Source organism: Candidatus Ornithobacterium hominis, from assembly GCF_951229915.1.
Taxonomy (GTDB): domain Bacteria; phylum Bacteroidota; class Bacteroidia; order Flavobacteriales; family Weeksellaceae; genus Ornithobacterium; species Ornithobacterium hominis.
In genome coordinates this window covers 400,326-423,067 of sequence record NZ_OX579588.1, presented here as the reverse complement: position 1 = coordinate 423,067, position 22,742 = coordinate 400,326, and the positions used below count along the sequence as shown (strand labels likewise).

Annotated in this window: 21 protein-coding genes and 5 tRNA genes; 4 read left to right on the top strand and 22 right to left on the bottom strand. The window is 35.3% G+C overall.

Translation table 11 applies throughout. From position 1 onward, the window contains the following. Positions 1 to 56 precede the first annotated feature (56 nt). The gene (ftsH, locus tag QOX03_RS01955; protein WP_283671284.1) at positions 57 to 2,048 is read right to left on the bottom strand and encodes an ATP-dependent zinc metalloprotease FtsH; all 1,992 of its coding nucleotides are present in this window, start codon (positions 2,046 to 2,048) and stop codon (positions 57 to 59) included. Continuing rightward, entirely contained in the window at positions 2,048 to 2,407 is a 360-nt protein-coding gene (rsfS, locus tag QOX03_RS01950; RefSeq protein ID WP_119058176.1) for a ribosome silencing factor, read from the bottom strand. Before rsfS ends, ftsH begins: the two co-directional genes overlap by 1 nt. Positions 2,408 to 2,484: 77 nt before the next feature. On the opposite strand from rsfS, the gene QOX03_RS01945 reads away from it, so the two are divergent. From QOX03_RS01945 to speB, 4 genes are read left to right on the top strand one after another with little or no spacing between them, the layout of a single operon-like run. After that, positions 2,485 to 3,222 carry a biotin--[acetyl-CoA-carboxylase] ligase gene (locus QOX03_RS01945; protein ID WP_283671283.1) on the top strand — a complete coding sequence of 246 codons (738 nt, stop codon included), beginning with the start codon at positions 2,485 to 2,487 and terminating at the stop codon, positions 3,220 to 3,222. 17 nt (positions 3,223 to 3,239) lie between these two features. Continuing rightward, positions 3,240 to 3,755: an isopentenyl-diphosphate Delta-isomerase gene (gene idi / locus QOX03_RS01940; protein WP_283671282.1), complete on the top strand. Its 516-nt coding sequence runs from the start codon at positions 3,240 to 3,242 to the stop codon at positions 3,753 to 3,755. Then, complete coding sequence (gene gcvT, locus QOX03_RS01935; protein ID WP_283671281.1) at positions 3,752 to 4,831, top strand: glycine cleavage system aminomethyltransferase GcvT; 1,080 nt, start codon at positions 3,752 to 3,754, stop codon at positions 4,829 to 4,831. Before idi ends, gcvT begins: the two co-directional genes overlap by 4 nt. Positions 4,832 to 4,849: 18 nt before the next feature. Beyond that, the gene (gene speB / locus QOX03_RS01930) at positions 4,850 to 5,701 is read left to right on the top strand and encodes an agmatinase (protein ID WP_283671280.1); all 852 of its coding nucleotides are present in this window, start codon (positions 4,850 to 4,852) and stop codon (positions 5,699 to 5,701) included. A 61-nt stretch (positions 5,702 to 5,762) separates the two neighbouring features. Here the strand turns inward: speB and QOX03_RS01925 are convergent, their stop codons facing one another. From QOX03_RS01925 to QOX03_RS01830, 20 genes are all read right to left on the bottom strand, one after another. Beyond that, positions 5,763 to 6,080, bottom strand: a complete 318-nt coding sequence (locus QOX03_RS01925; protein WP_119058171.1) for a DUF3467 domain-containing protein — start codon at positions 6,078 to 6,080, stop codon at positions 5,763 to 5,765. A gap of 7 nt (positions 6,081 to 6,087) precedes the next feature. Next, a complete protein-coding gene (rpoC, locus tag QOX03_RS01920) occupies positions 6,088 to 10,383 on the bottom strand; it encodes a DNA-directed RNA polymerase subunit beta' (RefSeq protein WP_283671279.1) in 4,296 nt (1,431 codons plus the stop codon). 41 nt (positions 10,384 to 10,424) lie between these two features. Beyond that, on the bottom strand, positions 10,425 to 14,258 hold the full coding sequence (gene rpoB / locus QOX03_RS01915) for a DNA-directed RNA polymerase subunit beta (protein ID WP_394364153.1): 3,834 nt from the start codon (positions 14,256 to 14,258) through the stop codon (positions 10,425 to 10,427). Between the two features lie 148 nt (positions 14,259 to 14,406). After that, positions 14,407 to 14,784: a 50S ribosomal protein L7/L12 gene (gene rplL, locus QOX03_RS01910; protein ID WP_119058169.1), complete on the bottom strand. Its 378-nt coding sequence runs from the start codon at positions 14,782 to 14,784 to the stop codon at positions 14,407 to 14,409. A 45-nt stretch (positions 14,785 to 14,829) separates the two neighbouring features. Next, positions 14,830 to 15,354 (bottom strand): 50S ribosomal protein L10, encoded by a 525-nt coding sequence (gene rplJ / locus QOX03_RS01905; RefSeq protein WP_283671278.1) that lies wholly within the window; start codon positions 15,352 to 15,354, stop codon positions 14,830 to 14,832. Positions 15,355 to 15,372: 18 nt separating this feature from the next. Continuing rightward, positions 15,373 to 16,062, bottom strand: a complete 690-nt coding sequence (gene rplA, locus QOX03_RS01900) for a 50S ribosomal protein L1 (RefSeq protein WP_119059485.1) — start codon at positions 16,060 to 16,062, stop codon at positions 15,373 to 15,375. 4 nt (positions 16,063 to 16,066) lie between these two features. Further along, positions 16,067 to 16,507 carry a 50S ribosomal protein L11 gene (gene rplK, locus QOX03_RS01895; protein WP_283671277.1) on the bottom strand — a complete coding sequence of 147 codons (441 nt, stop codon included), beginning with the start codon at positions 16,505 to 16,507 and terminating at the stop codon, positions 16,067 to 16,069. 45 nt (positions 16,508 to 16,552) lie between these two features. Then, positions 16,553 to 17,095 carry a transcription termination/antitermination protein NusG gene (nusG, locus tag QOX03_RS01890; protein WP_119058165.1) on the bottom strand — a complete coding sequence of 181 codons (543 nt, stop codon included), beginning with the start codon at positions 17,093 to 17,095 and terminating at the stop codon, positions 16,553 to 16,555. A 6-nt stretch (positions 17,096 to 17,101) separates the two neighbouring features. Further along, positions 17,102 to 17,296, bottom strand: a complete 195-nt coding sequence (gene secE, locus QOX03_RS01885) for a preprotein translocase subunit SecE (protein ID WP_283671276.1) — start codon at positions 17,294 to 17,296, stop codon at positions 17,102 to 17,104. A 15-nt stretch (positions 17,297 to 17,311) separates the two neighbouring features. After that, positions 17,312 to 17,384 (bottom strand) — tRNA-Trp (locus tag QOX03_RS01880). Positions 17,385 to 17,445: 61 nt separating this feature from the next. Continuing rightward, entirely contained in the window at positions 17,446 to 18,633 is a 1,188-nt protein-coding gene (tuf, locus tag QOX03_RS01875) for an elongation factor Tu (RefSeq protein ID WP_119058163.1), read from the bottom strand. Between the two features lie 51 nt (positions 18,634 to 18,684). Beyond that, a tRNA-Thr gene (locus tag QOX03_RS01870) sits at positions 18,685 to 18,756 on the bottom strand. A gap of 9 nt (positions 18,757 to 18,765) precedes the next feature. Further along, positions 18,766 to 18,838: transfer RNA gene (locus tag QOX03_RS01865), tRNA-Gly, on the bottom strand. A gap of 8 nt (positions 18,839 to 18,846) precedes the next feature. Then, positions 18,847 to 18,929, bottom strand: a tRNA-Tyr gene (locus tag QOX03_RS01860). Positions 18,930 to 18,941: 12 nt separating this feature from the next. Beyond that, a tRNA-Thr gene (locus QOX03_RS01855) sits at positions 18,942 to 19,015 on the bottom strand. 106 nt (positions 19,016 to 19,121) lie between these two features. Next, a complete protein-coding gene (gene hpf / locus QOX03_RS01850) occupies positions 19,122 to 19,421 on the bottom strand; it encodes a ribosome hibernation-promoting factor, HPF/YfiA family (RefSeq protein WP_283671275.1) in 300 nt (99 codons plus the stop codon). A gap of 5 nt (positions 19,422 to 19,426) precedes the next feature. Beyond that, positions 19,427 to 20,314, bottom strand: a complete 888-nt coding sequence (locus QOX03_RS01845) for a tyrosine-type recombinase/integrase (protein WP_283671274.1) — start codon at positions 20,312 to 20,314, stop codon at positions 19,427 to 19,429. Between the two features lie 56 nt (positions 20,315 to 20,370). Then, positions 20,371 to 20,565, bottom strand: a complete 195-nt coding sequence (gene rpsU, locus QOX03_RS01840) for a 30S ribosomal protein S21 (RefSeq protein ID WP_283671273.1) — start codon at positions 20,563 to 20,565, stop codon at positions 20,371 to 20,373. Positions 20,566 to 20,625: 60 nt separating this feature from the next. Further along, positions 20,626 to 21,885, bottom strand: a complete 1,260-nt coding sequence (locus QOX03_RS01835; RefSeq protein ID WP_283671272.1) for an aminotransferase class I/II-fold pyridoxal phosphate-dependent enzyme — start codon at positions 21,883 to 21,885, stop codon at positions 20,626 to 20,628. 3 nt (positions 21,886 to 21,888) lie between these two features. Further along, the gene (locus QOX03_RS01830; protein WP_283671271.1) at positions 21,889 to 22,740 is read right to left on the bottom strand and encodes an SDR family oxidoreductase; all 852 of its coding nucleotides are present in this window, start codon (positions 22,738 to 22,740) and stop codon (positions 21,889 to 21,891) included. Positions 22,741 to 22,742 lie beyond the last annotated feature (2 nt).

Genomic DNA, 22,742 nt, shown 5'->3' with positions numbered 1-22,742 from the left:
TATTTTTAAAATTATTAATTCTGTCATTTTTTAACAAAACGAAAGATGATTAATATTTACTCCTCCTCTTTTTTTTCTTGAGCTACTTCTTCATAGATGACTTTTTCGCTTTTCGTTTCTTTAAATGGGTCTTGTGCATTAGAGAATTCTCTCTTCCCGAAAATTTTCTCTAAATCATCTCTGAATATGACTTCTTTTTCCAATAAAATTTCGGCTAATTGCGTTAATTTATCTTTGTTATCACTTAGAAGTTTAATACAACGCTGGTACTGCTCATCAATAATTCGCTTAATCTCATCATCAATTTTTTCTGCGGTCTGCTCAGAGTAAGGCTTGTTGAACGAATAATCTGATTGCCCCGAACTATCATAATAAGAAACGTGACCAATTTTATCACTTAATCCATAAATCGTTACCATCGCCATACTTTGCTTAAAGGCTCGCTCTAAATCATTTTGAGCTCCAGTAGAGTAATTTCCAAACATAACTTCCTCTGCTGCTCTACCGCCCAAAAGAGCACTCATCTCGTCGAGTAATTGCTCCTCTGTCGTAATTTGTCTTTCTTCTGGCAAATACCAAGCAGCCCCTAAGCTTCTACCGCGTGGAACTATCGTTACCTTTACAAGCGGAGAGGCATGCTCTAGCAACCAGCTGACAGTGGCATGACCCGCCTCGTGGTAGGCGATTCTTTTCTTCTCACTCGATTTGATGATTTTCCCTCTTTTTTCTAAACCACCGATGATGCGGTCTACAGCATCTAAGAAATCTTGACGGTCAATATATTCTTTATTTTTTCTTGCGGCAATCAAAGCTGCTTCATTACAAATATTAGCAATATCTGCTCCACTAAAGCCTGGCGTTTGTTTTGCTAAAAATTCTAAATCTAATTCTTCTTTGATTTTCAAATTTTTTGTATGAACTTTAAAGATTTGTTTTCGCTCATGTAATTCTGGTAAATCGACATAAATCCTTCGGTCAAATCGCCCAGCTCTCATCAAAGCTTTGTCTAGAATATCAGCACGATTGGTTGCAGCCAATACAATGACATTGGTGTTTGTTCCAAAACCATCCATTTCTGTAAGCAATTGATTCAGTGTGTTTTCACGTTCATCGTTACTATTCATCATTGCATTTTTACCTCGAGCTCTACCGATGGCATCAATCTCATCAATGAAAATAATGGAAGGTGATTTTTCTTTTGCTTTTTTGAACAAATCACGTACGCGTGAGGCTCCTACACCTACAAACATTTCTACAAAATCTGACCCCGATAGCGAGAAAAACGGAACTTCAGCTTCACCTGCTACAGCTTTAGCCAACAGTGTTTTACCTGTTCCTGGAGAACCAATCAGCAATGCACCTTTTGGGATTTTACCTCCTAGGCGAGTAAATTTTTCTGGATTTTTCAGAAACTCAACAATTTCCTCTACCTCTTCTTTTGCTCCTTCTAAACCAGCTACATCTTTAAAGGAAACTTTTACCTTCTCATTCTGGTCATAGAGTTTTGCTTTTGATTTACCGATATTAAATATTTGCCCACCAGGACCTCCTCCCCCAGCGCCCATTCTTCTGAAAATAAATGTCCATAGAAGTCCTATCAAAAGTATCCAAATCAATATTTGTAGAATCACATTGACCCAAGGATTATTCTCCTCTATACTCATTGAAACTTCTGCTTTAGTTTCCTCGGGGAGTTGATCAAATTTTTGTAAAAATAAAGTTCTATCTCCCACGGTAAAGTGCATATTGGGTGACTCACCTAGAAAACCTGGTGTTTGCTTTAATCCTTTAAATTCAGGTTTTTCTAATGCCTCTGAAGTTAAATAAACCAAGACTTTTTCTTCATCTTTGTTTAATGTAAATTTTTGTACATACCCATCGCGAACGTATTCAAAAAACTGAGCTTCCTTGATTTGTTTTGCTCCATTATTCAAACCTCCGCTCATGAAAAAAAACCATCCCGCTAAAAATAGAGCCAAGAGGGTGTAAAGCCAATTTAAATTAAAACTAACTTTCTTTCTATTGTTATTATCTTCTTTTTTGTCCATTAATTCAGTTCAATGTTAATTTTTTTAGCATCACCCCACATACTTTCGATATCATAATATTCTCTGATATGCTTTTGAAAAACGTGCACGACGATAGAAGCATAATCGAGTAAAACCCACTGCGCATTATCCTTCCCTTCAACCTGCAAAGGTCGCTCTTTTAGTTCATTTCTCACTTTTTTCTCTACCATGCTGGCAATAGCAGAAACTTGCGTATTTGAATTCCCGCTGCAAATCACAAAATATTGACAAATCGCATTGTCTATCTCTCTCAAATCTAGAATGGTGATGTCCTCTCCTTTCACATCTTGAATACTGTCAATAATTTGATGAAGTAGTGGATTTTCTTTTTCTGTCATTCAAAAAATTTAGTTTAAACTACAAAAGTAGTAATTATATCATATATTATAAAATATGTATACCTTAGAGTTTCAATATGAAAAATTTTACTTATCTCAGGTATAAAACTTTGGGGTCTACAAATCAAAAGTTGTACCAACTGGCAAAGAACAATTTTCCAGAATTCACCGTTGTATCTACCGAGCATCAGACCAGCGGCAAAGGGCAGCGCGGCAGTACTTGGGAATCATCTGCGAATGAAAATTTAACGTTCAGTTTCCTTCTTCGTTTTGATGATTTCCCCAGCCACGAGGCGCATTTAATTTCCATTTGGGTATCGATTTATTTACAAAAATTCCTGTCAGATTGTCATATTGAGTCAAAAATCAAATGGCCCAACGATATTATAATTCATCAAAAAAAAGCGGGCGGAATTTTAATTGAAAATCAAATTCAAGGGCAAAAAATTCAATTTGCAGTTGTGGGAATTGGGCTAAACGTTTATCAAAAAAATTTTCAAGGCTTAAAAAAAGCAACAAGCATTCAAAATGAATTCCCTGAATTTTCTAAAGGCTTAAAAAATTTTGAGATGAATTTGATAAACTTTTTATTTGAAAACCGTAAAAAACTTAAACCAGAAAACAAAAATAATTTATATCAATCTTATAATCAACAGCTATTAGGTTTTCAGAAAATCAATACATTTGAACAAAATGGGGTCTGCTTTTCTGGGATTATTTATGGAATTGATGAGCATGGCCGCTTGCTAGTAAAGAGAGAAAAGTCTGAGGTAATTGAAAGTTTTGACATCAAAGAAATTTCTCTAATGTATTAAATTATTAAATTTGAATCATGAAGAATCAAGTGGTATTGGTAAACGAAAAAGACGAGCGTTTGGGGCTTATGGAAAAATTAGAAGCTCATGAAAAAGCTGTACTCCACCGAGCTTTTTCCGTTTTTTTGTTTAATGAAAAAGGAGAAACATTGCTGCAAAAAAGAGCAAAGACAAAGTATCACAGCCCTGAGCTATGGACTAATGCGGTATGCAGTCATCCATTTGATAATGAGAGTTATAAGGCTGGTGCCTTACGGCGACTACAGGAGGAATTAGGCATTGAATTAAATGATTTAGAAGAAAGCTTCCACTTTATCTACAAAGCTGATGTGGGGCAAAATTTATGGGAGCATGAATTGGATCATGTCTTTGTAGGCGAATATGATGGTGATTTTAATTTAAACCCAAAAGAAGTTTCTGAGATTCAATGGATTTCTTTGGATAAACTTTTTTTAAGCCTTAAAAAAAATCCTGAAATTTATACCGAATGGTTCAAAATAATTTTAACCGAGTACAAAAATAATTTATTATGAAAAAAACACCGCTTAATCAAATTCATGAAAATTTGGGTGCTAAAATGGTGGAGTTCGCTGGCTACCAAATGCCTGTTCAATATTTTGGCGTAAAGGAAGAGCATATGGCTGTACGCGAAAATGTAGGCGTTTTTGATGTTAGCCACATGGGGCAATTTAAAGTTACTGGTAGTGATTCCCAAGCCTTAATTCAAAATTTAATTTCTAATGATGTTTCTAAATTAAAAGTCGGGCAAGCACAGTATTCTTGCTTGACAAATGAAAAGGGTGGAATCATAGATGATTTAATCGTCTATAAACTAGCTCAAAATGATTTTATGCTAGTGGTTAATGCCAGCCGAATAGATGTGGATTGGGATTGGATTTCAAAACACAATAACTTTGATGATTGTCAGTTAGAAAACATCAGCGAGCAAACGGCACTGATTGCTGTGCAAGGACCGAATTCTACAAAGGCTTTACAAAATTTAACGCCTGTTGAATTAAATGAAATTCCGTTTTACCAATTTAAGCAAGGAAACTTTGCTGGGATTGATGATGTCATCATTTCTGCGACAGGCTATACGGGCTCGGGCGGTTTTGAATTGTATCTGCCAGCAGAACATGCGGAAAAAGTTTGGCAAGCAATTTTTGATTCGGCTGAAGCTTTCAATATTTTACCTTGTGGATTGGCTGCCAGAGATACTTTACGTCTGGAGAAAGCCTATTGCCTATATGGTAATGACATCAATGAAGAGACTACTCCTCTAGAGGCTGGACTGGGCTGGGTTACAAAACTCCATACAAATTTCACTGGGAAAGAAGTCATTGAACTACAGAAAAATAAAGGGGTTACTAGGAAATTAATTGGCTTTAAAATGACTGAGCGAGGAATCCCTAGGAAAGGCTATGAAATATTTAATGAAAAAGAAGAAAAAATCGGTGAAGTAACTTCTGGAACGCAGTCTCCTATTTTAAATGAAGGCATTGGCTTAGGCTATGTGAAAAAAGAATTTACAGCCCCTGGAACTACAATTTGGCTGAAAATTAGAAATAAAAATGTGGGTGCAAAAATTGTAAAAACACCTTTTGTTTAATTTATTAAGAAACAAACAATGAAAAGAACCTTTGCAGGAGTTGAAGAAAAATATGGTTTAGAAGAAAATGCTAAAGTCATTTTAATCCCCGTCCCATACGATGGGACTAGCACTTGGGGAAAGGGAGCTGATAAAGGCCCTGAAGCTTTTTTGAATGCCGCAGAAAACATGGAACTTTATGACATCGAAACTGCTAGTGAGCCTTATTTAAACGGTGTTTATCTTCACGATAGTGTAGATGAGAATGATAGCCCTGAAAAAATGACAGAGGCAGTTTATAAAACCGTAAAAAATAATTTGGGGAAGGGTAAGCTCGTCACTTTATTTGGAGGAGAACATTCCATCAGTATCGGTGCCATGCGTGCTATGCATGAACACCATGGTAAGTTGAATATTTTACAAATTGATGCTCACACCGATTTACGCCCAGAATATTTGGGTAGTCAATGCAATCATGCTTGTGCAGTCTATGAAGCGAGTCAAAAAAATAACTTGATACAAGTTGGAATTCGTTCGATGGATGCTTCTGAGGTAGAACATATGAACCCTAAAAATGTATTTTTTGCACATGAAATTCATGAACAAAAAAATTGGCAAAAAGAGGTTTTGAAGCGCTTTAAAAAATTACCAGTTTACATTACGATAGATTTAGACGGATTTGACCCGTCCATTGCACCTTCTACAGGAACGCCAGAACCTGGTGGATTAGGATTTTATGAAGTTTTAAAACTACTCAAAAAAGTCTTTAAAAAATATGAAGTCATCGGCTTTGATATTGTAGAATTAGCTGCGAGAGAAGATGAAAAATCAACAGATTTCTTAGCTGCAAAATTGTATTATAAAATGCTGGCTTACTACTTTAACAAATAAAAATTAAAAAAAGCGATGAATCTATAAAATTCATCGCTTTTTTTTAAGCCTTAAAAAATTTTTAAGCCTCTCCTTTCGGACCGAAATTCAGCGGAACCTGACCTTGCTCTGGCTCTTTAATTTCACCAAATTGATTTTCAAATTTATTGATATTATCTACCAACGCTTGTGCTAATCGCTTAGCATGCTGTGGAGTCAATACAATTCTAGATTTCACTTGTGCTTTAGGCATTCCTGGCATCATTTGAATGAAATCAACAACAAACTCTGTATTTGAATGATTGATAAGGGCTAAATTTGAATAGATTCCTGAAGCTGTTTCAGGATTGATTTCAATATCGAAATTTTTTACTTGCTGATTTTGATTATTATTTTCCATAATTTATTTATTGAGTTACTGTATTTTTTTCACTTTCTTCTCCGGTCATCTCTTGATATTCTTTTTTACTACCTACGATGATGTTTTGGTATTCTTTAAGACCTGTTCCGGCTGGAATTAAATGCCCTACAATTACGTTTTCTTTCAGTCCATTTAAATCATCTACTTTTCCAGCTACGGCAGCTTCATTGAGCACTTTTGTCGTTTCTTGGAAAGAAGCGGCTGAGATGAATGATTTCGTTTGTAATGCAGCACGTGTTATCCCTTGCAAAATAGGTTCTGCTGTAGCTGGCATGGCATCTCTTGCTATCACCAAATTCTTATCATCTCTACGCAATTTAGAATTTTCATCTCTTAATTCGCGTACAGTTAGAATTTGTCCTGGCTTCAACACCTCACTATCTCCAGCATCTTCTACGACTTTCATTCCAAAAATTCTGTCATTTTCTTCAATGAAGTCAATTTTATGTTCTAAACTAGAATCCAAGAATCTCGTGTCTCCAGCATCGATGATTCTAACTTTTCTCATCATTTGCCTTACAATGATTTCAAAGTGTTTGTCATCAATTTTCACTCCTTGCAAACGATAAACTTCTTGTATTTCATTCACCAAATATTCCTGAACGGCTGTTGGGCCTTTGATGCTCAAAATATCCGTTGGTGTAATTGCTCCTTCCGAAAGTGGCATTCCTGCTTTAATATAATCATTTTCTTGAACAAGAATCTGATTAGATAATTTTACCAAGTATTTTTTTATTTCTCCACTTCTTGATTCGACAATAATTTCACGGTTACCTCTTTTAATTTTACCAAAAGAAACTAAACCATCAATTTCTGAAACTACTGCAGGGTTTGATGGGTTACGAGCCTCAAACAACTCTGTAACACGTGGCAAACCACCAGTAATATCTCCTGCTTTAGCTGATTTTCTAGGAATTTTAACTAAAGTTTTACCTGCTTTAATTTCTTCTCCATCTTCTACAATCAAATGAGCACCTACTGGCAGGTTATAAGATTTCTCTTCTCCATCTTTAGAAATAACTTTAAGCGTAGGAATCAATTTCTTGTTTCTACTTTCTGAAATTACTTTTTCAGTAAACCCAGTTTGTTCATCAACTTCTAATTGGAAGGTAGAACCTTGCTCGATGTTTTCAAACTCAATTTTACCTGCTGTTTCTGCAATGATAATAGCATTATAAGGATCCCAAGTAGTAATTTTTTGATCTTTTTTCACTTCTTGACCGTTTGCTACGTGCAACACAGAACCATAAGCGATATTATTGGTCATCACAACTTCACCTCGCTTATTCAATAGCTTAAATTCAGTTGTTCTAGAAATGACAATATCCACTGATTCCCCAACTTCATTCTCACTTCTTACTGTTTTTAATTCATCAAATTCTACTCTACCACTTTGTTTAGCTTTCAAAGTAGATTCTTCTGAAACGTTACCCGCTGTACCCCCTACATGGAAGGTGCGAAGCGTCAACTGTGTACCTGGCTCACCAATAGACTGAGCTGCTACAACACCTACGGTTTCGCCTAACTGAGCTGCTTGATTAGTGGCTAAGTTTCGCCCATAGCATTTAGCACAAATTCCAGATTTAGAATCACACGTTAATGGTGAGCGAACCTCTATCATATCTAAATCAGCTGCTTGAATAGCATCGGCAATATTTTCTGTTATGATTTGATCTGCTTCTACTAAAACTTCATCTGTTTCTGGATGGTAAACATTGTTCAATGAAGTTCTACCTAAAATCCTATCTCTTAAAGGTTCTACAATTTCATCATTTTTCTTCAATGCAGTGATTTCTAAACCTCTCAACGCACCACAATCATCCTCATTGATGATAATATCCTGAGAGACATCAACCAAACGACGTGTTAAATATCCTGCATCAGCTGTTTTCAGAGCTGTATCTGCAAGACCTTTACGAGCTCCGTGTGTGGAAATGAAGTATTCTAAGATAGAAAGTCCTTCTCGGAAATTAGAAATAATCGGGTTTTCAATAATATCACCTCCCGAAGAACCTGCTTTTTGTGGCTTAGCCATCAATCCACGCATTCCTGAAAGCTGTCTAATTTGTTCTTTAGAACCACGAGCTCCTGAATCAAGCATCATATAAACTGAATTAAATCCTTGCTGGTCTTCTCGCATTCTCTTCATCACCAATTCCGTTAAGCTTGCATTGGTATTAGTCCAAACATCAATGACTTGGTTGTAACGCTCATTATTGGTAATTAATCCCATGTTATAATTTCCTCGAATAGCATCCACTTGGGTAATTGCATCTTGAATCATTTCCGTTTTTTGGTCTGGAATCAAAATATCTCCTAAGCTAAATGAAAGTCCACCTTCAAAGGCATTGGTATAACCTAATGTTTTCATTCGGTCTAAGAATGCTGCTGTGGTTGGGAAATCTGTTTCTTTTAAAATTTTACCAATAACATTTCTTAAAGATTTTTTAGTTAAAACTTCATTGATAAAACCAATATTTTCTGGGACAATTCGATTAAATAAGACTCGCCCTACACTAGTTTCAATTAATTTAGTAACTAATTCCCCTCCTTCTTTCACAGAAGCTCTAACTTTAATACTTGCATTTAAGTCAACAGCTTTCTCATTGTAAGCGATTCTTACTTCATCTTCATCATAAAATATCAAGCCTTCTCCTTTTACTTTATAATTCTCATCACTTTTGCGAATCTTGGTCATATAGTATAAACCAAGAACCATATCTTGAGAAGGGACAGCAATTGGCGAACCATTGGCTGGATTCAAAATATTTTGCGAACCTAACATTAAAAGCTGTGCTTCTAAAATTGCTTCTGGCCCTAAAGGTAAATGCACTGCCATCTGATCTCCATCGAAGTCTGCGTTGAATGCTGTACATGCTAATGGATGTAAACGTATAGCCTTACCTTCTATTAATTTAGGTTGAAATGCTTGAATTCCCAAACGGTGCAAAGTTGGAGCACGGTTAAGCAAGACGGGATGTCCTTTTAGTACGTTTTCTAAAATATCCCAAACAACAGGCTCTTTTCTATCAATGATTTTTTTCGCTGATTTAACTGTCTTCACAACCCCTCTTTCAATTAATTTCCTAACAATGAAAGGCTTATAAAGTTCAGCTGCCATATCCTTTGGCAAACCGCATTCGTGTAATTCTAAGTCTGGTCCTACTACGATAACAGAACGAGCTGAATAGTCAACACGTTTACCCAATAAATTTTGACGGAATCGCCCTTGCTTTCCTTTCAATGAGTCTGAAAGTGACTTCAATGGTCTATTCCCATCCGCCTTTACAGCAGAAGATTTTCGAGTATTATCTAATAGAGAGTCTACTGACTCTTGCAACATTCTTTTCTCATTTCTAAGAATGACTTCTGGAGCTTTAATTTCCATAAGCCTTTTTAAACGATTGTTTCTGATAATAACCCGTCGGTACAAATCATTTAAATCAGAAGTAGCAAATCGTCCTCCATCTAAAGGAACTAAAGGTCTTAACTCTGGTGGAATAACAGGAATAACTTTAAGAATCATCCACTCTGGGCGATTAATTTTATTTCCTTCATTTGATTCACGCAAAGATTCAATCACTTGTAAGCGTTTCAAGGCCTCTGTTCTTCTTTGCTTTGAAGTTTCATTGTGAGCTTTATGACGAAGGTCATAAGAAAGCTCATCTAAATCAATTCTTTTCAGTAATTCTTCCAAGCATTCAGCTCCCATTTTAGCGATAAACTTATTAGGATCAGAATCATCTAAATATTGATTCTCAATAGGAAGCGTTTCCATGATATCCAAGTATTCTTCCTCTGTCAAGAAGTCCATTACTTGAAGTTCTTCTCCTTCTAGCCCTTTTGCTATACCTGGTTGAATGACTACATATCGTTCATAATAAACAATCATGTCTAATTTCTTGGATGGAACTCCTAGAATATAACCTAGCTTATTAGGCAAAGATCTAAAATACCAAATATGCGCTACAGGAACAACAAGATTGATATGCCCTATACGATCTCTACGTACCTTTTTTTCTGTAACTTCAACTCCACAGCGATCACATACAATACCTTTGTATCGAATTCTTTTATACTTACCACAAGCGCATTCATAATCTTTTACTGGGCCAAATATTCTCTCACAGAAAAGGCCATCTCTTTCTGGTTTATGCGTACGGTAATTGATTGTTTCTGGCTTTAAAACCTCACCATGAGACTCTTGTAAAATAGATTCTGGAGAGGCTAAACCTATACGAATTTTATCAAATTTGCTCGAAAGCGTTTTATTAGTTGACATTGAATTTTCTATATATAAATTAATAATTATATGATGTTATTTTATTGATTTTCAGATTGAAGTAAATCAATATCCAATCCAAGACCTTGCAGCTCATGCAATAATACATTGAAAGATTCTGGAATACCTGGTTCTGGCATCGCATCCCCCTTCACGATTGATTCGTAAGTTTTTGCACGACCAATAACATCATCTGATTTAACAGTCAAAATTTCTCGAAGAATATTGGATGCTCCATAAGCTTCTAAAGCCCAAACCTCCATTTCACCAAATCTTTGCCCACCAAACTGTGCTTTACCACCTAATGGTTGCTGTGTAATCAATGAATATGGCCCGATAGATCTTGCGTGCATTTTATCATCAACCATATGTCCTAATTTCAACATATAAATAACTCCTACGGTAGCTTTTTGGGCAAATCTTTCTCCAGTTCCACCGTCATACAAATAAGTTGTTCCGTATCGTGGAATACCTGCTTTGTCTGTGAGTTCATTAATTTCATCAATGTGAGCTCCATCAAAAATAGGTGTTGCATATTTTTCTCCCAATTTTTTACCAGCCCATCCTAGTACGGTCTCAAAAATCTGCCCAATATTCATGCGAGAAGGTACCCCCAATGGATTTAATACTATATCTACTGGCGTTCCATCTTCTAAGAACGGCATATCTTCATCTCTTACGATTCGAGCAACGATACCTTTGTTACCATGGCGTCCTGCCATTTTATCACCCACTTTTAATTTACGTTTTTTAGCAATGTAAATTTTTGCAAGCTTTATAATACCAGCTGGTAATTCATCTCCTACAGAAATGGTAAATCTCTCTCGATTTAATACTCCTTGCAAATCATTATTTTTAATTTTATAATTGTGCAATAATTGCTTTACAAGTTCATTTAAATCTTCATCCGTCGTCCAAGTTCCTCCTGTTAAATTCAAATAGTCATCCACGCTTGATAATAATTTCTGTGTGAATTTAGCTCCCTTAGGAATCACTTCTTCATTTAAGTCATTAAATATTCCTTGTGAAGTTTTCCCATTTAAAAGTTTATATAATTTTTCGAGCAAAACATCTCTTAATTCATCAAAATTTTTCTGGAAACTCTTATCTAATTTCTCAATGGTAACTTTATCTTTTGCGCGTTTATTTTTATCTTTTATACTTCTTGCAAATAATTTTTTATCAATTACCACCCCTCTCAATGACGGATTAGCCTTGAGCGAAGCATCTTTCACATCGCCTGCCTTATCTCCGAAAATTGCTCTCAATAATTTTTCTTCTGGCGTTGGGTCTGATTCTCCTTTAGGAGTAATTTTACCGATAAGAATATCTCCAGGCTTTACCTCTGCACCGATTCTGATTAAACCGTTTTCATCTAAATCTTTGGTTGCATCTTCAGAAACATTTGGAATATCGTTAGTTAATTCCTCCATACCTAATTTAGTATCACGAACATCCATTGAATATTCATCGATATGAATAGAAGTAAACCAGTCTTCTCTTACAACTTTTTCTGAGATTACAATCGCATCCTCAAAGTTATATCCTTTCCAAGGCATGAAGGAAACCAATAAGTTTCTTCCTAAAGCTAATTCACCTTCTTCCGTCGCATAGCCTTCACATAAAACTTGTCCTTTTACTACCTTATCCCCTACTTTCACAATAGGTTTTAAGTTAATACAAGTACCTTGGTTTGTTTTTCTAAATTTAATTAACTCATATGTTTTTTCTGAAGAATCAAAGCTTACGGCTTCTTCTTCTTCAGATCTTTCATAGTCAATCGTAATTTTTTGTGCATCGACATACTTTACTACGCCATTTCCCTCAGCATTCATCAAAATTCTAGAGTCCTTCGCCACAGAACCTTCTAGTCCTGTACCCACAATAGGAGACTGGGGTTTCAACAAAGGAACAGCTTGACGCATCATGTTCGACCCCATCAACGCACGGTTGGCATCATCATGTTCCAAAAATGGAATCAAAGAAGCTGAAATCGAAGCAATTTGATTGGGAGCAACATCCATCAAATTAACACGATTAGGTTCTACTACTGGAAAATCTCCATCTTCTCTTGCAATAACCCTATCATTTACGAAGTTACCATCATCATTTAATTTAGCATTTGCTTGGGCTATAATTTGATCTTCTTCTTCTTCTGCAGTTAAATAAACAGGAGCTTCTTTTAGATTAACTTTTCCATCTTCAACTCTTCTATAAGGTGTCTCCAAAAATCCCATATTGTTGACTTTAGAATAAACACAAAGAGAGGAAATCAAACCGATGTTTGGTCCCTCAGGTGTCTCGATAGGACAAAGTCTACCATAGTGTGTATAATGAACATCTCGTACTTCAAACCCTGCTCTCTCTCTCGACAAACCTCCTGGCCCTAAAGCTGAGAGTCTACGCTTATGAGTTACTTCAGATAATGGATTTGTTTGATCCATGAACTGAGAAAGTTGGTTTGTCCCAAAAAATGAATTGATAACAGAAGATAAAGTCTTAGCATTAATAAGATCAATTGGTGTAAAGACTTCATTGTCTCTTACGTTCATTCTTTCTCGAATGGTTCTTGCCATACGATTTAAACCTACACCAAACTGATTTGCCATTTGCTCACCTACGGTTCTAACTCGACGGTTTGACAAGTGGTCAATATCATCCACCTCAGCTTTTGAATTCACTAATTCTATCAAATGTTTAACAATAGAGATAATATCTTCTTTCGTTAAAACCTGAATTTCTTCTGAAATATTAAGTCCTAATTTTTTATTTAACCGATAGCGCCCTACTTCACCTAAACTATAGCGAGTGTCAGAAAAAAATAGTTTATCTATAATTCCTCTTGCTGTCTCTTCATCTGGTGGTTCAGCATTTCTTAGTTGACGATAAATATATTCTACCGCTTCTTTTTCTGTATTAGTGGGGTCTTTTTGTAGCGTATTTAAAATAATAGCATAATCAGAAGCTTTATTATCTTCTTTATGCAACAAAATTGTTTTCACACCTGAATCTAAAATTTCTTCGATGTGTTCTTTTTCAAGAATAGTTTCCCGATCTAAAACTATTTCATTTCTTTCAATTGAAACAACCTCGCCTGTGTCTTCATCTACAAAATCTTCATGCCATGTATTTAAAACTCTTGCCGCTAGTGTTCGTCCAAGGACTTTATTTAAGTTAGATTTGTTAGCTTTAATTTCTTCAGCTAAATCAAAAATTTCTAAAATATCTTTATCTCTTTCATAACCAATTGCTCTCAACAAAGTCGTTAAAGGCAATTTCTTTTTTCTATCAATATAAGCATACATTACAGAATTAATATCTGTAGCAAATTCAATCCAAGATCCCTTAAATGGAATAATTCTAGAAGAGTATAATTTAGTTCCATTGGCGTGATAAGATTGACCAAAAAATACACCTGGAGATCTGTGTAATTGAGAAACAATAACTCTTTCTGCTCCGTTAATCACAAAAGAACCACTCGGTGTCATATAAGGTATTGTACCTAAATAAACATCTTGAACCACTGTTTCAAAATCTTCGTGTTCAGGATCTGTACAATAAAGTTTTAATCGTGCTTTTAAGGGGACACTATAGGTTAAACCTCTTTCGATACATTCTTGTATAGAATATCTAGGGGAATCAACAAAGTAATCAAGAAATTCTAAAACAAACTGATTTCTTGTATCACTTATAGGGAAATTTTCCGCAAAAGTTTTAAATAAGCCTTCATTTTTTCTTTGATCAGGACGCGTTTCTAGCTGGAAAAAATCTTCAAAAGACTTTAATTGAATGTCAAGAAAATCAGGAAAATCAGCAATATTCTTTGTTGATGAAAAATTATTTCTTTTATGCTCTTTCTTTGCCAATGTACTCATATTGGTTATTATGTTTTAAATTTTATAGAGTTATTTTACCCTCTATTAACAAAACCTTTGAACGGTTTAAGACTCTTATTACCTAAAATAGGCTTAGACCTATCACCCAAAGTGAAGGTCTAAACCCTTAATTAAAACTCTATTGAAATTATTTCAATTCAACCTCAGCACCTGCTTCTTCTAATTGTTTAGCCAAAGCTTCTGCTTCTTCTTTTGAAACACCTTCTTTCAATGTTGCAGGAACACCATCTACTAAATCCTTAGCATCTTTTAATCCTTTACCAGTCAATTCTTTAACTAATTTCACAACAGCTAATTTAGAAGCTCCTGCAGACTTTAGGATAACATCAAATTCTGATTTCTCTTCCTCTCCTCCTGCTTCTCCTCCAGCAACTGGTCCTGCTACAGCTACTGCAGCAGCAGCTGGCTCAATACCATACTCTTCTTTTAAAATATCTGCTAATTCATTTACCTCTTTTACAGTTAAATTTACCAACTGTTCTGCTAATTCTTTTAATTCTGCCATTTTTAATGCTTTTTAAATTTTATTTATAATTATTGAGTGTATTTTTTATTCTGAACGCTCACTTAGCGTTTTAACTAATCCAGATAATTTCTGTCCTCCACTTTGGAGTTGAGAAACAACTGTTTTCATTGGAGACTGTAGGATATTGATTACATCGCCTATCAATTCTTCTTTAGATTTCAAGTTAGATAAAGTATCAACCTTGTCATCACCAACATAAACTGCGGCTTGAATCCAAGCCCCTTTTAAGATAGGTTTCTCTGATTTTTTTCTAAAATCTTTAATTACCTTTGCTGGAGCATTTTCTTTATCAGAAATCATAATTGCAGTGTTCCCTTTCAGAACATCATACAACTCTTCATATTCTTTATCTTCTACACGCTCCATAGCTTTTTTCAACAAAGTGTTTTTCACCACTCTTAGCTGAATATCTTTCTTAAAACAAGCTCTTCTTAAAATTGAAGTCTCAGAAGCATTTAATCCCGAAATATCTGTTAAATATATAGTATCTGTATCAACCAATATCTGTTGAAGATCATCTATCATTTGCGCTTTTTGTTCTCTTGTCATCTTTCAATCAATTTCGAATTAAACACTTTTTGGATCTACTTGTACAGAAGGACTCATCGTTGAAGATAAGTAAATACTCTTCATATAAACACCTTTTGCTGCAGTAGGTTTCATTTTTTGTAAAGTTTGAATCAATTCCTTTGCATTTTCCATAATCTTTTCCGCAGGAAAAGAAACCTTTCCTACAATAGCATGAACGATGCCAGTTTTATCAACCCTAAAATCAATCTTTCCAGCTTTCACATCACTTACTGCTTTTGAAACATCCATCGTAACTGTTCCAGCTTTAGGATTAGGCATTAGCCCACGTGGCCCAAGAACTCTACCTAATGGACCTAATTTCCCCATTACAGCAGGCATGGTTACAATAACATCTACATCTGTCCAACCTTCTTTGATTTTCTCTAAATACTCATCAAGACCCACATAATCTGCACCCGCATCTTTCGCTTCTTGCTCTTTATCTGGAGTAACTAAGGCTAAAACTTTAACATCTTTTCCTGTTCCATGTGGCAAAGAAACAACGCCTCTTACCATTTGATTTGCTTTCTTAGGATCTACACCTAAGCGAACAGCAATATCAACCGTAGCGTCAAACTTTACCATGCTTATCTCTTTTACAATCGAAGAAGCTTCTTCTAAAGTGTAAGCTTTAGTCTTATCATATTTCTTCGCTATCTCTTTTTGATTTTTAGTTAAATTTGCCATATAATTACTCTGGTTTAGTTCCACCTTTCACATTAATCCCCATTGATCTCGCAGTTCCAGCTACCATTTTCATTGCTGAATTAACTGTAAAACAATTCAAATCAGCCATTTTATCTTCTGCTATCGCTTGAACTTGATCCCATGTTACAGTAGCAACCTTGACCCTATTAGGTTCACCTGAAGCTCCTTTTAATTTAGCAGCCTCTAGTAACTGAACAGCAGCAGGAGGAGTCTTAACAACAAAATCAAAAGATTTATCTTGATAAACAGTAATAACCACAGGTAAAACTTTACCCTGCTTGTCTTGTGTACGACCATTAAATTGTTTACAAAACTCCATAATATTAACCCCTGCAGCACCTAAAGCAGGACCTACGGGTGGGGAAGGATTTGCTTGCCCACCTCTAACCTGAAGTTTTACAATTTTTTGAATTTTTTTTGCCATCTTTAATTTACTTTAAAAAATTAAGCGTTTATTTTTGGAAGCAGCCTAAATTTTTTCTACTTGAACATAATTCAACTCCAAAGGAGTTTTACGACCAAAAATTGAAACCATAACTTTCAACTTTCTTTTTTCTTCATTGATTTCTTCTATAACTCCATTGAAATTATTAAAAGGACCATCAATAACTTTGATTGTTTCGCCAACCATATAAGGAATATTAACTAATTCCTCCTCATCAGAAAGATCATCCATTCTACCTAACATACGATTAACTTCATTTTTTCGCATAGGGACAGGATCTCCTCCTTTAGTAGAACTCAAGAAACTTATCACACCATTTACATTTTTGATAATGTGAGGTATTTCACCTATTAAATCCACTTCAATCATCACATATCCTGGGTAATAAACTCGCTCTTTTTGTAACTTTTTCCCATTTTTAATCTGAATAACTTTCTCTACAGGAACAACAATCTGCCCTAAATGGTTACTCAAACCTTGATAAGAAATTTCATCTTCAATGTACTCTTTGACCTTATGCTCTCTTCCACTAATCGTCTTAAGAACATACCATTTCATTTCACTCATAGAAGATTATTTTAACAATCTATATAATCCATTAATAATATCACTAAATAATGTGTCTACACCATATAAAAACAATGACAATATCAAAGTAAACACCGCTACAGCGATCGTTGCTGATTGAAGGGTGTCCCATTTGGGCCAAGTCACATGATTTGCAAACTCATCATAAGAGCCTTTCACAAAATCAACGATTTCTTTCATGGAAAATTCTTTATGCACGGGCGGAAGGGATCGAACCCTCGACCTTTGGTTTTGGAGACCACTGCTCTACCAGCTGAGCTACGCCCGTATGACAGAAAGTGTTCCTGATTTAATGTCAGAAACACCTCTATTCAAATTTAAAAATATATTTAATCTAAAATTTCAGTTACCTGACCAGCACCTACAGTTCGACCACCTTCTCTAATTGCAAATCGAAGACCTTCGTTGAGTGCAATCGGTTGAATCAAATCAACTTCAATAGTGATATTATCCCCAGGCATCACCATCTCAACTCCTTCAGGCAAGTGAATTTCACCTGTAACGTCAGTAGTTCTCACATAAAACTGAGGACGGTAATTGTTTTTAAACGGAGTATGACGACCACCTTCTTCTTTAGTCAAAATATAGACCTCTGCTTTAAATTTAGCATGAGGAGTAACGCTATCTTTAGCTGCAACAACCATTCCACGGCTAATTTGACTTTTCTCAATACCTCTCAATAAAAGACCTACATTATCTCCAGCTTCACCTCTGTCAAGAATTTTTCTAAACATCTCAACTCCTGTAATAGTAGAGGTCAACTTCTCATCTCCCATACCCACAATATCAACAGGATCTCCTGTATTAATCACACCTGCCTCAATGCGCCCAGTAGCAACGGTACCTCGACCTGTAATTGAAAAGATATCCTCGATTGGCATCAAGAAAGGCTTATCTTGATCTCTTTCTGGAATTTCAATCCACTCATCTACACTATCCATCAACTTCAACACAGTGTCAACCCACTTCTCTTCCCCGTTCAGAGCTCCTAAGGCAGAACCTTGTATTACAGGAGTATTATCTCCATCATACTCATAAGAAGAAAGCAAATCTCTCACTTCCATATCCACAAGCTCCATCAATTCCTCATCATCAACCATGTCTGCTTTATTCAAGAAAACAACAATTCTTGGAACATTCACCTGACGACACAAAAGGATATGCTCACGCGTTTGAGGCATTGGACCATCTGTCGCAGCCACAACCAAAATTGCACCATCCATTTGCGCAGCTCCTGTTACCATGTTTTTAACGTAATCAGCGTGACCAGGACAGTCAACATGCGCATAGTGACGATTTTCTGTTTGGTATTCCACGTGAGAAGAGTTAATTGTAATACCTCTCTCCTTCTCTTCAGGAGCATTGTCAATTTGATCAAAAGCACGCGCTTCCGAAAAACCCTTATCTGCTAATACTTTAGTAATCGCTGCAGTTAAAGTAGTCTTACCATGGTCAACGTGACCAATAGTACCTATATTTAAATGCGGCTTGTCTCGGTTAAAAGTTTCCTTTGCCATTTTAAAAAAAATTAATTCTATTTGTGTTTAATTATTCAAATCTAACCGTTGAGCCAATGACGGGATTTGAACCCGTGACCTCTTCCTTACCAAGGAAGCACTCTACCCCTGAGCTACATCGGCCAAAAGTTGAGCGGGAGACGGGACTCGAACCCGCAACATTCAGCTTGGAAGGCTGAAGCTCTACCAATTGAGCTACTCCCGCAAAAAAAGTGGGCAGAGAAGGATTCGAACCTCCGAAGTCGAAAGACAGCAGATTTACAGTCTGCCCTCGTTGGCCACTTGAGTATCTGCCCATTTTAATAAAGAGCCTCTGGAGGGACTCGAACCCACGACCTGCTGATTACAAATCAGCTGCTCTAGCCAGCTGAGCTACAGAGGCAACTCTTGTCCGTTTATAAAAAAACAACTTTAAAGAAAGTTTCTTTCACAAACGGACTGCAAATATAAAACATTTTTTTTTCTAACAAAATTATTGATGAAAAAAATTATTTATTCGCAGCTTTTTCTTTTTTCTTGATTATTTGGCGTTTTAATGTATCGACGGCAAGATTGGTCGCTTCCTCAAAAGAAGAGCCATTCTTCTCCACAACAATATCATCTCCAGGTACTTGCAATCTGATTTCTATTACTTTATTTTCTTTACTATGATTGTTATCCAACTTTAAATAAACTTCTGCTCCTACAATCTGATCTGAAAATTGATCTAATTTATTTAATTTTTCTTCTATAAATTCAACTAATTCTTGTTTTGCGCTGAAATTTATTGCTTGCAAATTTACTTTCATAATTTTCATTTTTTTTCTCTTGGATGAGAATGGTTATACACTTTTTTTAATTCTTCAATGTTATAATGGGTATATTTTTCTGTTGATGATATAGCTGAATGACCCATTAATTCTTTTACACTATTAATATCCGCACCTTTTTTCAATAATTGCGTCGCAAACGTATGACGCAAAACATGTGGGCTTTTCTTCCTTTTTGTGGAAACTATACTAAGGTACGAATTGATTAAGTTATGTACAAATTTTGGATAAATCTTATTTCCTTTATGCGTATAAAAAAGGGATTCTCTTAAATTTAATCTTGTTTTATCTTGCATCAAATTCATATATTGTTCTACTTGGTCTGCTAAATAAGAAGATATCGGAATCATGCGTGTTTTGCTTCCCTTTCCTCGCACTCTTATCATCTTCTCACCAAGTAAGATATCAGAGCTAGTTAAACCAATCAATTCTGCTCTTCTGATTCCTGTGAAAAAAAACATTTGAATGATTAAATAATCTCTTCTTTGATTTACTTCTTCTAAATCAAATTCCATTTCTAGAATCTTTTTTACTTCTGATTCTGATAATGGTGGATCAATATTTTTTAAAGGCTTTAAAAATTTTAAATCTTTTGCTGGATTAAGTGATATTTCTTTTAACTCAACCAAAAAACTAAAAAACTTTTTTATTGCACTGATTTTCCTGTTAATAGTTACTGCCTTTAAATTCTGTTGATTCAAGAAAGCTATATAACTTCTCAATATCACTAAATTTACTTCATGAAAATCTAAGATTCCTTTGGATTCTAAAAATTCAATAAATTGATTTAAATCAAAATCGTAAGCATGCAATGTATGCTTGGAGTATCTTTTTTCGTCTCTGATGTAAATTAAAAACCGATCTACTAACATAAAAAAAACCGCTTATGCAAAGATAAGCGGTTTTTTTAGTTTATTGTAAAACTTATTTAAGCTTCGTTTTCTTGCTGCATTCGCTGTTTGTACGCAGCTCTTAATATCTCCTGACGACGTTTTACTGAAGGTTTTGTGAATTGTTGTCTTTCCCTTAATTCTCTTAAAACCTTTGTTCTATCATATTTTCTCTTGTAGCGTTTTAAAGCTCTTTCGATTGATTCTCCGTCTTTTACTGGAACTATTAACATAAAATTACATCTCTTTTATTAATGAAAGGCAAAGTTAAACAAAAATAATTAATATACAAATTAATATTGTTGATATTCTACATCCATTTTCTTCTCAATTTCTGCGTATTGTCCAGATACTAATTTATCTCGAATGGCTGTAAAGGCATGGATGGTGTCTTCAATATCTTTGTCTGTATGGGCTGCGGTTGGAATTAATCTCAATAAAATCATTCCTTTTGGAATCACTGGGTAAACGACAATGCTGGTGAAAATTCCATGATTTTCACGAAGATCTTTGACTAGTAACGTGCCTTCTACCGTGGATCCTTCTAAGAAAACTGGTGTTACACAAGTGTTTGTACTACCTAAATTGAATCCAGCTTTTCTTAATCCTGACTGAAGTTTATTGGTATTTTCCCAAAGTTTATCTTTTAGCTCTGACTGATTTTGTAGCATGTCTAATCTTTTTAGCGCACCAATCACCAATGCCATGGGCAAAGATTTAGCAAAAACTTGAGAGCGCATATTATATTGTAAATATTCTATTACATTTTTATTGCCTGCAACAAATGCTCCTAAACTTGCCATTGATTTTGCAAAGGTTGAAAAATACACATCAATTTCATCTTGAACTCCCTGCTCTTCTCCAGCACCTGCTCCTGTTTTGCCCAAGGTTCCAAAACCATGCGCATCATCCACTAATAGTCTGAAGTCATATTTTTGCTTTAGTGCAACGATTTCTTTTAAATTCCCTTGCTCGCCTCGCATTCCAAAAACTCCTTCAGAAATCACTAAAATTCCTCCATCCGTTTTTTCTGTAATATTTTGAGCTCTTTTTAGCATTTTCTCAAGACTTTCAGCATCATTATGTTGGTAAGTAAATCGTTTACCTAAATGCAATCGAACGCCATCTACTATACATGCATGACTATCACTATCGTATACTACCACATCTTTTGGGCTCAATAGTGTATCTATGATAGATAGCATCCCTTGGTATCCAAAATTCAATAAATATGCAACTTCTTTATTTACAAATTTTGCTAATTTATTTTCAAGCTCCTCATGCTTTTCGGTGTGGCCACTCATCGCTCGAGCTCCCATAGGGTAAGCCAAGCCATATTCTTCACTGGCTTTTTTATCTATTTCTCGAACTTCAGGGTGATTAGCTAAACCTAAATAGTTATTTAAACTCCAGCAAATAACTTCTTTCCCTTGAAATTTCATTCGTGGGCCTAATTCCCCCTCTAGCTTAGGGAAAATAAAATAACCTTCTCCATAATCTGCAAACTGACCTAATGGGCCTCTATTCTGTTTTATTCTTTCAAAAATATCCATATCTTATTTATTCATTATTTTTTTTAAATCTTTAAAGAAAATTTTATCTAAAGTCTTATCTGGCAAGAGATACATCGCTGCTTTAAAAAATAATTTTTTAGGCGCTATTACATATCTTGTCTTGGGTTTGGGGCTTTTATAAATTTCCCAAATTTTATTAGAAACGGCTTCTACTGGTAATCCTACTTTTTCAATTTTATTCACTGCTTCATCCAATTTTTCAAAAATCAATTCATAATCAGTGTCTACGTAAGGATTTTCTTTGCTTTTTGCTTTCCCCCAAATTTCTGTTTTGATTGGCCCTGGTTCTATAATGATAACATCTAGCCCATACAACATCATCTCTCTGCGTAACGCATCAAATACTGCTTCAATAGCATGCTTTGAAGCTGAGTAAGGGCCAAGCATAGGCCTAGTCATCACGCCAGCAGTAGAGCTAATTATGAAAAGTTTTCCTTTCCATTTGGCTTCTTTGGATGCGCCCAATAAAGGTAAAAGTTTTTGTGTAAAGTAAATCGGTGCAAATACATTAATTTCAAATTGATTTCTCAACTCTTCTATATCCACGTATTGAATTGGGCCATACTTAGCTACACCTGCATTATTTACCAAAACGCTCAAACCTTGTTTACCAATTCTTTCTTCAATTTGCTGAACAGCTTGATCTACAGCAGAGTAGTTTGTTGTATCAAAAACCAATGTCTGGAACGTTTCGGGAAAATTTTGTTCAAATTCTTGTGCATCTTCTCTTTTTCTCACACTTCCAAACACAAAAAATCCTTTTTCTAAAAATTTCTGAGCGGTTGCTTTACCTATTCCAGATGAAACTCCAGTCACTACTGCATATTTTATCATAA

Bases quoted from the DNA above. Each gene is read 5' to 3' on its own strand.
- ftsH (WP_283671284.1), bottom strand. From the start codon at position 2,048: ATGGACAAAAAAGAAGATAATAACAATAGAAAGAAAGTTAGTTTTAAT.
- rsfS (WP_119058176.1), bottom strand. From the start codon at position 2,407: ATGACAGAAAAAGAAAATCCACTACTTCATCAAATTATTGACAGTATT.
- QOX03_RS01945 (WP_283671283.1), top strand. From the start codon at position 2,485: ATGAAAAATTTTACTTATCTCAGGTATAAAACTTTGGGGTCTACAAAT.
- idi (WP_283671282.1), top strand. From the start codon at position 3,240: ATGAAGAATCAAGTGGTATTGGTAAACGAAAAAGACGAGCGTTTGGGG.
- gcvT (WP_283671281.1), top strand. From the start codon at position 3,752: ATGAAAAAAACACCGCTTAATCAAATTCATGAAAATTTGGGTGCTAAA.
- speB (WP_283671280.1), top strand. From the start codon at position 4,850: ATGAAAAGAACCTTTGCAGGAGTTGAAGAAAAATATGGTTTAGAAGAA.
- QOX03_RS01925 (WP_119058171.1), bottom strand. From the start codon at position 6,080: ATGGAAAATAATAATCAAAATCAGCAAGTAAAAAATTTCGATATTGAA.
- rpoC (WP_283671279.1), bottom strand. From the start codon at position 10,383: ATGTCAACTAATAAAACGCTTTCGAGCAAATTTGATAAAATTCGTATA.
- rpoB (WP_394364153.1), bottom strand. From the start codon at position 14,258: ATGAGTACATTGGCAAAGAAAGAGCATAAAAGAAATAATTTTTCATCA.
- rplL (WP_119058169.1), bottom strand. From the start codon at position 14,784: ATGGCAGAATTAAAAGAATTAGCAGAACAGTTGGTAAATTTAACTGTA.
- rplJ (WP_283671278.1), bottom strand. From the start codon at position 15,354: ATGACAAGAGAACAAAAAGCGCAAATGATAGATGATCTTCAACAGATA.
- rplA (WP_119059485.1), bottom strand. From the start codon at position 16,062: ATGGCAAATTTAACTAAAAATCAAAAAGAGATAGCGAAGAAATATGAT.
- rplK (WP_283671277.1), bottom strand. From the start codon at position 16,507: ATGGCAAAAAAAATTCAAAAAATTGTAAAACTTCAGGTTAGAGGTGGG.
- nusG (WP_119058165.1), bottom strand. From the start codon at position 17,095: ATGAGTGAAATGAAATGGTATGTTCTTAAGACGATTAGTGGAAGAGAG.
- secE (WP_283671276.1), bottom strand. From the start codon at position 17,296: ATGAAAGAAATCGTTGATTTTGTGAAAGGCTCTTATGATGAGTTTGCA.
- tuf (WP_119058163.1), bottom strand. From the start codon at position 18,633: ATGGCAAAGGAAACTTTTAACCGAGACAAGCCGCATTTAAATATAGGT.
- hpf (WP_283671275.1), bottom strand. From the start codon at position 19,421: ATGAAAGTAAATTTGCAAGCAATAAATTTCAGCGCAAAACAAGAATTA.
- QOX03_RS01845 (WP_283671274.1), bottom strand. From the start codon at position 20,314: ATGTTAGTAGATCGGTTTTTAATTTACATCAGAGACGAAAAAAGATAC.
- rpsU (WP_283671273.1), bottom strand. From the start codon at position 20,565: ATGTTAATAGTTCCAGTAAAAGACGGAGAATCAATCGAAAGAGCTTTA.
- QOX03_RS01835 (WP_283671272.1), bottom strand. From the start codon at position 21,885: ATGGATATTTTTGAAAGAATAAAACAGAATAGAGGCCCATTAGGTCAG.
- QOX03_RS01830 (WP_283671271.1), bottom strand. From the start codon at position 22,740: ATGATAAAATATGCAGTAGTGACTGGAGTTTCATCTGGAATAGGTAAA.